Origin of the sequence: Pseudomonas sp. AP42, from assembly GCF_001728935.1 — a bacterium.
GTDB lineage: Bacteria > Pseudomonadota > Gammaproteobacteria > Pseudomonadales > Pseudomonadaceae > Aquipseudomonas > Aquipseudomonas lactis.
This window is the reverse complement of record NZ_LYSO01000163.1, coordinates 1-10,565: the sequence shown is the minus strand read 5'-3', so window position 1 is coordinate 10,565 and position 10,565 is coordinate 1. Positions and strand designations below refer to the sequence as shown.

The window sequence follows — 10,565 nt, the reverse complement described above, 5'->3', positions numbered from 1 at the left end:
AGTTACCGTTGCGGTGGGGGCGTGTCAGTGAATGTATTTTGACTGGCCCACGGTCATCGGTAGTACGCCCCCTCCCACATTTTTTAGCGTCCTGCGCGCTCAGATTAAAAATCATTTTTATGAATAATTATTTTTAAAAATAATGAAAGTAGAGAATATTAGCTTATGCCCAAATAGCATTATATTTTTAAAATCCATTCCGTTATGTTTGATCCCAACAGCCTACCCCTGACCTCGGATGGTACCCAGCGTGATTCAGATTCTGCGCGCCTGACCGGGTAATCCTCCCGCCGCCGCAGAGTCGTTGGACGGGAGCTCAACGCATGTTGCCACTTCAAACCCCTCGCTTGCCCCACACCTAGCCCACGCCGTATCGCCCCTTTGAACATCGGCTCCGCCGCGCCTGGCGCGTGCCTGCTCGACTTTGCGATTTGGAAAAAGCTGGGAATGGATATGAAGCACATTCTGCAACCTACTGCTGCCCTGACCCTGTCGCTGTTCGCCGCAGCTTCGCAGGCCCAGGAAGACAGCACTTTGTCTACGGTCGTTGTGACCGGCAACCGTGGCGCCGAGCAGCGTACGGTCACCAGCAGCCCGGTGCCGATTGACGTGGTCAGCGCCCGGCAATTGCAAAACACCGGCAAGCCCGGGTTGATGGAGGCGTTGAGCGCGGTGATCCCGTCGCTGACCCTGCCGGAAAAAACCGGTTGGGACGCCAGCGGCATTGCCCGGGCACCGAACCTGCGGGGTTTGAGCGCCGCCGAAGTGTTGGTGCTGGTCAACGGCAAGCGCCGCCACACCAGTGCCACCTTGAATATCAACGGCATTAACACCGGCGCGGCGCCGGCTGATCTGGACCTGATCCCCATCAGCGCCATCGACCATGTCGAAGTGCTGCGCGATGGTGCGGCTGCCCAATACGGGTCTGACGCCATCGCAGGGGTGATCAACGTGATCCTCAAGGCCGACACCCGCGGTACCTCGGTGACCCACGCCGGCCTTGGCTACGACGGCAAGAAACAGACCGTGCAGCAAAGCCTCAACAAGGGCTTCGAAATCGGCAACGGCGGCATCGTGCAACTGGCCCTGGATGCGCGCAGCCAGAACGATGACAACAAGGCCAGCGCCAACGGCTACACCTATGAGCAAGCCTATGGCCTGGCGGGCAAGTCCACCTATGGCGGCTACGGTACGCCCAAGACCAACCTGCTGACCCTGGGCTACAACGCCGAGTTGCCGATCGACGACAGCCTCAGCCTCTATTCCTTCACCACCTACTCGCGACGCAAGGCCGAGCAGGGGCAGAACTTCCGCCTGCCGACCATCACCAACACCATCACTAGCGGGCCCAACGGTTACCCGGCCGGGTACACCCCCACCTGGTACATCGACGAGGACGACTTCCAGGCGGCGTTCGGTGGCAAGGGCATTGTGGGCGAGTGGGACTGGGACTTGTCTACCACCTATGGGCGCAACGAAGCGGAGCAGGGCACCACCCATAACCAGAACCCTTCCCTGGGCCAAGCCACGCCGAACAGCTTCACCTCCGGCACCTGGATTTCCACCGAGCTGACCACCAACTTGGACTTCAAGCGTGGCTTCGACATCGGACTGCAAAAGCCTATGGACTTGTCCTACGGCTTCGAGCATCGGCGCGACACCTACGAGGTGCAAGCCGGCGATTACGCGTCTTATGCCAATGGCGGTTACTGCGTGGCGCCGGGTAACTGCGCATCGTCCGGGGCGCAGGTCACCAATGGTATTTCACCGGACGAAGAAAGCAGCGCCTCGCGCAACAGCCTGGCCGGTTATGTGGATGTGGGTTTCAACCCCTTGCCTAACTGGTACGTCGGCACAGCGGTGCGTTATGAGCATTACAACGAGGGCGTGGGCGCCACCCGCAGCGGCAAGCTGACCACCCGCTACGACTTCACCCCGCAGTTCGCAGTGCGCGCCACGGTGAGCAATGGCTTTCGTGCGCCGTCCCTGGCCAACAGCCTGTTCAGTGCGCGCTCCACCACCTATGGCGTCGTCGATGGGGTGTATCAGTCGATCAACTATGGCGTGTTGCCGGTGGGTTCGGCGGCGGCCCAGGCACTAGGCGCGCAGGAGCTCAAGCCCGAGCGCTCTACCAACTTCAGTTTGGGCTTTACGCTCACGCCCACCGACCGCCTGAGTTTCACCGCCGATGCCTACGTGATCAACCTGCGTGACCGCATTACCCTTACCGGCACCTTGCTGGGCCCGGAAGTCACCCAGGTGCTGCAGAACAACGGCATCAACTCCACCTCCGGCGGCCAGTACTTTATCAACGGTGCCGACACTCGCACCAAAGGCCTGGACTTGGTCAGCAGCTACAACCAGGACCTGGGCGCGTTCGGCGCGCTGAAGTGGACCGCCGCGTTCAACTGGAACCAGACCAAAATCCTCAACTACAGGGCATCTACCGACATCCTCGGCACCTCCTACGACCTGATGGACCGCCAGGCGCGCAACCTGATCACCGGCGTGCAACCCAACACCAAGCTGATCCTGGGCGGTGACTGGAGTATCGAACGCTTCAACCTCAACCTGGCCCTGACCCGCTACGGCTCGTACAAGGAAGTGAACTCATCGGCCAATCGTGACCTGGACCGGGTCTACAACGCCCGCTGGATCACCGACCTCGACCTGGGCTACAGCCTCACCAAAGACCTGAACATCGCCATCGGCGCCAAGAACCTGTTCGACCTCTATCCCAAGAAACAAGGGGTGCCGAGCAGCACCATGGTTGCCAGCTACGGCACCTATTCGCCCTACGGTTTTACCGGCGGGTATTACTACACCCGGCTGACTTACGCCTTCTGAGGCCTGCGAGGAAAAGAACATGCCCATTGTCGCCAAACCCTATGACCTGCTGAATGAAGTCAGCGCCCAACCGCTGCACCAGCGCCGTGCCGCCACGCCGATCAAGGCGTTGCGCGTGGTGCCGGCCCGGCACCCCTGGCGCTGGGCCGGGTCGATTTTCGCCGCGCTGGTATTACTCGCCATCGTGCACTCTCTGGCCACCAACCCGCGCTGGGAATGGGGGGTGTTCGGCCAGTGGTTTTTTTCGCCCTCGGTGCTGCGCGGGCTGGGCCAGACGTTGCTGCTGACGCTGCTGAGCACAGTGTTCAGCATCCTGCTGGGCACCGCGCTGGCCCTGGCGCGGCTGTCGGGTTCGCCGTTGCTGGCGGCGTTGGCCTGGGGCTATATCTGGTTCTTCCGCTCGATGCCGGCCCTGCTGGTGCTGATCATCCTCTACAACTTTGCCTACCTGTACGACCACATCGTGCTAGGCGTGCCGTTCACCGACCTGGTGTTCGCCGAGTGGTCGACGGTGGATGTGCTCAGCCAATTTACCGTGGCCGTCCTGGGCTTGAGCCTCATGCAGGCGGCCTACGCGGCGGAGATCATTCGCGGTGGGCTGATTGGCGTGGATGCCGGCCAGCATGAAGCGGCGGCGGCCTTGGGGTTGCCGGCCTCTCGACGCATCTTCCGGATCATTTTGCCCCAGGCGCTGCGCTCGATCTTGCCGTCGGGGTTCAATGAAATCATCGGCCTGGTCAAGGGCACCTCGATTGTCTACGTGCTGGCCTTGCCCGAGCTGTTCTACACCGTGCAGGTCATCTACAACCGCACCCAGGCGGTGATCCCGTTGCTGATCGTCGCCACGGTCTGGTACCTGATCATCACCACCGCGCTCACCAGCGCCCAGTACTACGTCGAGCGCCACTTCGCCCGGGGCACCGCGCGGGTGCTGCCACCCACGCCGCTGCAGCGCGTGCGCCGCTGGTTCAAGGAGAAGGCCCATGCCTGAAGCACGCGCCGGGCGCATTCAGATCCAGGGCGTGGGCAAGCGCTTTGGCAACCAGCAGGTACTCGATCATATCGACCTGAGCATCGACCCTGGCAAGGTCACGGTGATCCTCGGGCCGTCCGGCTCGGGCAAGTCCACCTTGCTGCGCACCATCAACCACTTGGAGAAGATCGACAGCGGGCATATCACCATCGACGGTGAATACGTCGGCTATCGGCGCAAAGGCGACCTGCTGTTTGAACTCACCGAACGCGAGATCCTCAAGCGCCGTATCGACGTGGGCTTTGTGTTCCAGAACTTCAACCTGTTTCCCCACCTCACTGCCTGGGAAAACATCGCCGAAGCGCCCCTGGCGCACAAGCGCTGGAGCCGGGTGCAGGCCCGTGACAAGGCCGATGAACTGCTCGCCAAGGTCGGCCTGGCGGACAAGGCCGACGCTTACCCGCGCCAGCTTTCCGGCGGCCAACAGCAACGCGTCGCCATCGCCCGGGCCTTGGCGCTCGACCCCAAAGTGCTGCTGTTCGACGAGCCCACCTCGGCCCTCGACCCGGAACTGGTGGGCGAGGTGCTGGACGTGATCAAGGGCCTGACCCAACTGGGTGTGACCCTGGTGATCGTCACCCATGAGATCGGCTTTGCCCGCGAAGTGGCCGACCACGTGGTGTTCCTCTGCGACGGTCAACTGATCGAAGAAGGCCCGCCCGAACAAATCTTGCGCCAACCCCGACATCCCCGCACCCAGGCCTTTCTCGGCAAAGTGCTTTAGTTCAAGGAGTGACTGCCCATGTTTATCACCACTGCCCGTGTCGCCCTGTTGGCCATTGCCGGGGCCACGGCCCACAGCGCATTCGCCGTGCAACAGGTCGACCTCAGCCCCGACCGCCCGCGCATCCATGCGCCACGCAATGAAGCGGCCATCGCGCAGATCCCGCCGGGCTTCAAGTTCGCCCAGCCGGGCAAGTTCACCGTGGCCGTGTCAGGCGTAGCCGGGCCACCGCTGGCGCTGTTGGCCAGTGACGACAAGACCACCATCGGCAGCGAGGCCGACACCGCCCAATTGGTGGCCGACAGCCTTGGTCTGCAACTCAACGTGGTGCAGACCAGTTGGGAAGACTGGCCCCTGGGCGTCAGCTCGGGCAAATACGACGCGGTGATCAGCAACGTCACCGTGACCGAGGCGCGCAAAAAACGCTTCGACTTCGCCACCTACCGCCAGGATGTGCTCGGCTTTTACGTCAAGAGCACCAGCAAGATCAATGAGATCAAGCAGGCGGCGGACATTGCCGGGCTGAAGATCATCGTCGGCTCCGGCACCAACCAGGAAAAGGTCCTGCTGGCCTGGAACGAGGCCAATGAGAAAGCCGGTCTCAAACCTGCGTTGTTGCAGTACTTCGACGACCAGGCCGCCGCACAACTGGCGGTGCAGTCGGGACGCAGTGACGCACTGTTCGGACCGAACTCGGTGTACGCCTATTCGGCGGCGATCACCGGCGGCATCAAGCGCGTCGGCACCGTCAACGGTGGCTGGCCGTTGCAGGCCGATATCGCGGTAACCACGCGCAAGGACAACGGCTTGGTCAAACCGATTCACACCGCCCTGCAAGGTGCGATTGCCGGGGGGCAATATGCGCAGGTGCTGCAACGTTGGGGCCTGGATGTGGAACGGGTCGACCAGTCGCTGATCAACCCGCCTGGGCTGCCGGATTAAGGAGGTACAGACATGGGACTGACACGACGTGAAGCGCTGTCGAGTATCGCAGCGGTGGGCGGTGAGAAAGCGGTCAAGGATGCACTGGCAGTGTTGGGCCTGGGCCCATCGTCACACCGTCGACCGCAACCACTGAAACTCAAGGACGGCCTGGGGCAGGGCACCCGTGTACTGGTGCTGGGCGCCGGAATTGCCGGGCTGGTCACTGCGCTGGAGTTGACGCGCGCCGGCTTCAGTGTGCAGGTGCTGGAGGCCCGCGAGCGCGTGGGTGGCCGTACCTGGACCCTGCGCCACGGCGACCGCGTGGACTATAAGGACGGTCGCTCGCAAACGGTGGGGTTTGACCCTGACCAGTATTTCAACGCCGGGCCGGCGCGTATTCCCAGCCAGCACCGCACGATCCTCGACTATTGCAGTGAACTGGGCGTGCCCCTGGAAGTGCTGGTCAACAGCAGTCATGGTGCCCAGGTGCGACCGGACTTGAGCCAGGCAGCGTTCAGCGTCGGCCAGGCGCTCAACGATACCCGCGGGCATCTGTCGGGGTTGCTGGCCAAGGCGGTGCAACGCGACGCTCTCGATGATGTATTAAGTGGCGAAGAGCGCACACGCCTGCTCGGTTTTTTGCAGGTGTACGGTGACCTGTCCCAAGAGCTGGCTTTTGAAGGGACCCTGCGCTCCGGGCACCTTGAATCTGCCGCTCACCCTGGCGCCTTGCCCGCGCGCCACAAGCCGCTGGGGTTGGAGCGCTTGCTGCACCCGGAACTCTGGGGCGCTTTGTTGCACACCGAATTCCCGGAATTTTCAGCCACCATGTTCCAGCCCGTGGGCGGCATGGACCGCATCACCGACGCCCTCTACCGACGCGTGCAGGAGCAGGTGCAACTGGGCGCCCAGGTGCGGCAGATTCGCCAGTTGGAGGACGGCGTGGCGGTGAGCTACCACGACCAGCACAGTGGCCGCGAACAGGTGGTGCGTGCCGACTTTCTGGTCTCCACCTTACCGCTGCCCCTGCTGGCCAAGCTCGATACGGACTTCAGCGCACCGGTCAAGGCGGCCCTGCTCAGCACTCGCAGCGACCAGGCGACCAAGGTGGCCTGGCAATCCCCGCGCTTTTGGGAGACCGACTACCGTACCTACGGCGGCTTGTCGTGGATCGAGCATCCGGCGCGCCTGCTGTGGTACCCCAGCAACGACCTCAACACCCGCGAAGGCGTGCTGGTGGCCGGTTACGTGACCGGCGAGGGCGCCGACGTGTTTGGCGTCCAACCGCTCGATCAGCAGTACGCCGCCTCCCGACACGCCGTGGAGCTGTTGCATCCAGGTTATTCCAGGCATTTGCGCAATCCACTGGCGGTGTCCTGGGAGCAGATCCCCTACAGCGAAGGCCCGTGGTTGCAACGCGAACACTTCCCCGCCGAGGCCCACGCCCTGCTTGAACAGCCCCATGGCCGCGTGTATTTCGCCGGCGACGGCCTGGTGCAAAGCGGCGTGGGTATCTGGCAGGAGTCGGCAGCCAACTCGGCGCGCCATGTGGTCGCGCAACTGGCCGAGCGCATCACCCAACAACACCAACTCGCGGCGTTGGCCGCATCCTGAGGAGCCTCACCATGAGCGACAGCATCCAACGCACCAGCGTCGGCGAATTCCCCATCTCGCAAACCGTCACCGTGCCGGCCTCGGCCAGCCTGGTGTTTGTCAGCGGCACGCTACCGGACCCCGCCGACCCGAAGGTACCTGGGGTGTATGGCGACACTGAAGTGCAGAGCGTTTCAGTGTTCAACAAACTGCGTCAGATCCTGCGTCAACACGACCTGGACCTGGGCGACATCGTGCAGTTACGGGTGTTTTTGGTCGGCGCCGAAGAGACCGATGGCAAACTGGATTTTGCCGGGTTGCAGCGCGGTTATACCCAGTTCTTTGGCACGCCCGAACAGCCGAACAAACCGGCGCGCACCGCGTTGCAAGTAGTGGCGTTGCCGTTGCCGGGGGCGTTGGTGGAGGTGGAGGCGATTGCGGTCAGGGCGGTGTGATCACACCCGTCACTCTGCGGCGTGGAGCCTTTGCTCTGTCGCTTGATCGATCAGTGCCCGCAACGCTTCGAACAAGGGTTGGGCATCTGTGTGTTTTTTGCCGTAGGCCAGGTTGAAGGCGTAATCGAAATCGGGAGGGTTCAGCCCCTGGGTGTGCTGCAGCAGGGTCTCCAGTTTGTCCATGGCCTTGACGGCTTTTGCTTCCGGCGAAAGCGCGTTCTCGTAGTCATCCCATAACGTCAGGATCTCGGCTTTCAGGGGGCTGTCCAGGGACTGCGCCAAGAGCAGCAGATCGCGCCGTTCCTGTTCGCCCTTGTTGGGAAAGGCCACCTGATTAACCGCAGGGACATCGCCGTGGATGGCTTCTCCCAAATCATGGATAACGCACATCTTGAGGATTTTCAGCGGGTCCAGGCCGGGCAATTGATCAGCGAACACCATCGCCATCAGACACAGGCGCCAACTGTGTTCGGCCGTGCTTTCAGTGCGACCCGAAGCCGTGTGGGCGCTTCTGAGCACATCCTTGAGTTTTTCCGCCTCGCGCAGAAAGTCGAGACGGCCTTTGATTTTTTCCATGTCCATGCTGCTGCCCCGCAAGGTCGGTTGTGCAGGTAAGCCTAGGTGTGGGAGTGCAGATCGTCCACGCATAAAGTATGCGCGGTGGGCTTCAGAGTGTTTCGACCAAACGTGCTGCGCTGCCATCGCTCAGGGTCATACGTGTCCAGCGACAGAGGCTGTGGCGTATGGGCACGAGGTTGGAATCGTTGCTTCCAGTGATGAATTCCAGGGCCGGTGGTGCCTGGGTTTCGCGCCAGCCGGTATGCTCCAGTGTGGCTTCGACCCGCTGGATTTGCGGCGTTGCGAAACGCCACAGCGACTGGCCCATGAGATCGGCGAGGGGGCTGCTGAACTGGCGTGCGCGGGAGGGCGAACACGCGAGCAGGCGGTGAGTCAGGTCGCATACCAGGTGCATCGCTTGCGAACTCTCACTGACCAGCCGGGCCAATGCCTGATCGGCGGCTGCATCAAGCCGGGCTGCCAACAGCTGCTCTAGCTGCTGATGCGCAGCCGGATCCATCGCTTGTACGCCACTTTCCCAGCGCGAAATAGTCGATTGCGTGACGTTGAACAACTGCGCCGCATGACTTTGCTTGATGCGGTGCAGCAAACGCCACCGCCGCAGCGCAATGCCGGGCAAGGCAGGCTTGAGCAACGAGTGAGGCATCTGTGATTCCTGAGTTGGCGGGCTGATGACGAGTGTGATGACAAGAGGGCGGTGGTGCAAATGAGTGGGATGAACGGCCCACATGGTTACTCTCTATTCCTGCAACAGCAATGCCTGCTGCTTGAGCCTGCGTTTCTGCGCAAACGGCAAGCTCTCATCATCCCCATACGGCGCGCTATACCAGTTGCCGTAGCTCGGGTTGGGCAGCAGGAACCAACGCTGGCCTAGCCAATTCACATAGGGTTCGACGGCCTTGCGTTGTGCATCCAGGGTGTTGTGTTCGGCTTGCACGAAATCTCCCAGCGAGTCACCGGCCATCAACAGCACGCGGGCATGGCTGGCGACCCACTGGCGGCGGCACTGCTTGCCGTAGCCCGCGCTTTCGCAGTGGCCGGTGGGGGTGCTGGCCGCCAGGATCTGTGCGTCGCTTTCAATCGGAAAGCCGCGCAAACGCAGGTTTTTGGCGGTGGCCGCGACCTGGCTGTGCTCGCGGTTGGTGAGGTAGTACACCTTGACACCTTTTTGTCTGGCCGCTTGCAGGAACGCCACGGAACCTGGCAGCGCCTGAGCCTTGGCCTGCTCGACCCAGGTATTCCAGCGATCGTAGGAATAGACCTGATTGTTGATGATGTCGCGAGCGTTGAGCGGCACGTTGTCCAGCAGGGTTTCGTCGATGTCCACCACCACGGCCGGGGGCAAGCCGGCCAGGTTGCGTGGGGCAAAGGGTAGGGCGTCCCAGCTCGGGTCGGCCAGGGCGACGTCCAGTTGGCGGGTGGCATTGGCGAAGAGCTGGCGGTAGATCAGTTCGTGCTCGATGGAGGTCTGAGTCCAGAGCACGGCGTCGAGTTGGTCGTTGGCAGGCGGGTGTTGCTGGCAGCCCGCGAGGGCGGTGGTGAGCAAGCAGAGGCTGGCAAAGAGCAGGTTTCGCATGGGCTGGGTCTCGAAGAACGGGGTGGCGTGGTCTGCACGCCAGTCTAATCACTTGCGAGGCTCGCGGCTCGTTGCCGTTTCGGAATCGTCTTAAAGCCAGGCTTCACCCTTGGCGGGTAATGTAGCGAGCGTTGAAGGATCGTCGTCGCTGCCCATCTGCCAGGTTTGCCTATGCCCAATAAAGCGTTACGTTTTCTGATCGCCGATGGAGAGCATCTGCAGCGGGTCAAGATCGAGAAGATGCTCAACCAGTTGGGCTATCACCGTATCGCCCCCTTGAGCTCATTCGAAGAAGTGGAGGCGCTGACGCGCTCGAACGGCGTGATGTTCGACCTGTTGATCATCAACACCGCGCTGGTGCGTTCGCGCCAGGTCGACCTGCTGAAGTTCTGCCGAGAAAATCCGATGATCCGGCATGCGCTGCTCTATGACGGGCAGTGCGCGCAGCGGTCGATGGTGCCGGTGTCGGCCAGCCAGACCTTGCATCTGTCGTTGTCGCAGTCGCCGGATTTCAATTCCCTGTGCCGCTGCCTGGAAATGCTCGACCCGGCGGCGATGGCGCGCGTCGCCGGGATGTCACCCACGCGTTGAGCTTCATTGCTTTGAGCATCGTATTTGCTTAACTCATCGGCATGAGGGCAAGCCCGTCCACAGGGGATGCATGTCAAATGAAGGCGCTGGCTTGCCTGCGATGAGCATAGGTATCTACCCAACTTCGACGCGACGCTGGACCTGTGGCGAGGCAGCTTGCTGTGGGAGCGGGCTTGCTCGCGAAGGCGGTCTGGCAGGCGACACAGTTGGATTGTGTACATATCCATTGCTGCGGTAACGGCC

The 10,565-nt window shown here is 62.0% G+C and carries 10 protein-coding genes; 7 read left to right on the top strand and 3 right to left on the bottom strand.

The features are described from left to right. Window positions 1–453 precede the first annotated feature (453 nt). The 6 genes from A7K61_RS29170 to A7K61_RS29145 are packed head-to-tail and all read left to right on the top strand — an operon-like array spanning window position 454 to window position 7,576. Window positions 454–2,847 (top strand): TonB-dependent siderophore receptor, encoded by a 2,394-nt coding sequence (locus tag A7K61_RS29170; RefSeq protein WP_069558902.1) that lies wholly within the window; start codon window positions 454–456, stop codon window positions 2,845–2,847. 19 nt (window positions 2,848–2,866) lie between these two features. After that, window positions 2,867–3,838, top strand: coding sequence for an amino acid ABC transporter permease (locus A7K61_RS29165; RefSeq protein ID WP_069558901.1), 972 nt, complete (start codon window positions 2,867–2,869; stop codon window positions 3,836–3,838). Next, window positions 3,831–4,604, top strand: a complete 774-nt coding sequence (locus A7K61_RS29160; RefSeq protein WP_047711276.1) for an amino acid ABC transporter ATP-binding protein — start codon at window positions 3,831–3,833, stop codon at window positions 4,602–4,604. The genes A7K61_RS29165 and A7K61_RS29160 overlap by 8 nt, the downstream gene beginning before the upstream one ends. A gap of 18 nt (window positions 4,605–4,622) precedes the next feature. Then, on the top strand, window positions 4,623–5,546 hold the full coding sequence (locus A7K61_RS29155; protein WP_069558900.1) for an ABC transporter substrate-binding protein: 924 nt from the start codon (window positions 4,623–4,625) through the stop codon (window positions 5,544–5,546). Window positions 5,547–5,558: 12 nt separating this feature from the next. Beyond that, window positions 5,559–7,142, top strand: a complete 1,584-nt coding sequence (locus A7K61_RS29150) for an FAD-dependent oxidoreductase (protein ID WP_069558899.1) — start codon at window positions 5,559–5,561, stop codon at window positions 7,140–7,142. Between the two features lie 11 nt (window positions 7,143–7,153). Continuing rightward, complete coding sequence (locus tag A7K61_RS29145; RefSeq protein ID WP_069558898.1) at window positions 7,154–7,576, top strand: RidA family protein; 423 nt, start codon at window positions 7,154–7,156, stop codon at window positions 7,574–7,576. Window positions 7,577–7,585: 9 nt separating this feature from the next. Here the strand turns inward: A7K61_RS29145 and A7K61_RS29140 are convergent, their stop codons facing one another. From A7K61_RS29140 to A7K61_RS29130, 3 genes are all read right to left on the bottom strand, one after another. Next, a complete protein-coding gene (locus A7K61_RS29140; protein ID WP_069558897.1) occupies window positions 7,586–8,158 on the bottom strand; it encodes an HD family hydrolase in 573 nt (190 codons plus the stop codon). 85 nt (window positions 8,159–8,243) lie between these two features. Beyond that, on the bottom strand, window positions 8,244–8,801 hold the full coding sequence (locus tag A7K61_RS29135) for a helix-turn-helix transcriptional regulator (protein WP_047711271.1): 558 nt from the start codon (window positions 8,799–8,801) through the stop codon (window positions 8,244–8,246). Between the two features lie 93 nt (window positions 8,802–8,894). Next, window positions 8,895–9,731, bottom strand: a complete 837-nt coding sequence (locus A7K61_RS29130; protein ID WP_069558896.1) for a 5'-nucleotidase, lipoprotein e(P4) family — start codon at window positions 9,729–9,731, stop codon at window positions 8,895–8,897. A gap of 171 nt (window positions 9,732–9,902) precedes the next feature. Here A7K61_RS29130 and A7K61_RS29125 point away from each other — a divergent pair, with 171 nt between their 5' ends. Then, entirely contained in the window at window positions 9,903–10,322 is a 420-nt protein-coding gene (locus A7K61_RS29125) for a chemotaxis protein CheY (RefSeq protein ID WP_069558895.1), read from the top strand. Window positions 10,323–10,565 lie beyond the last annotated feature (243 nt).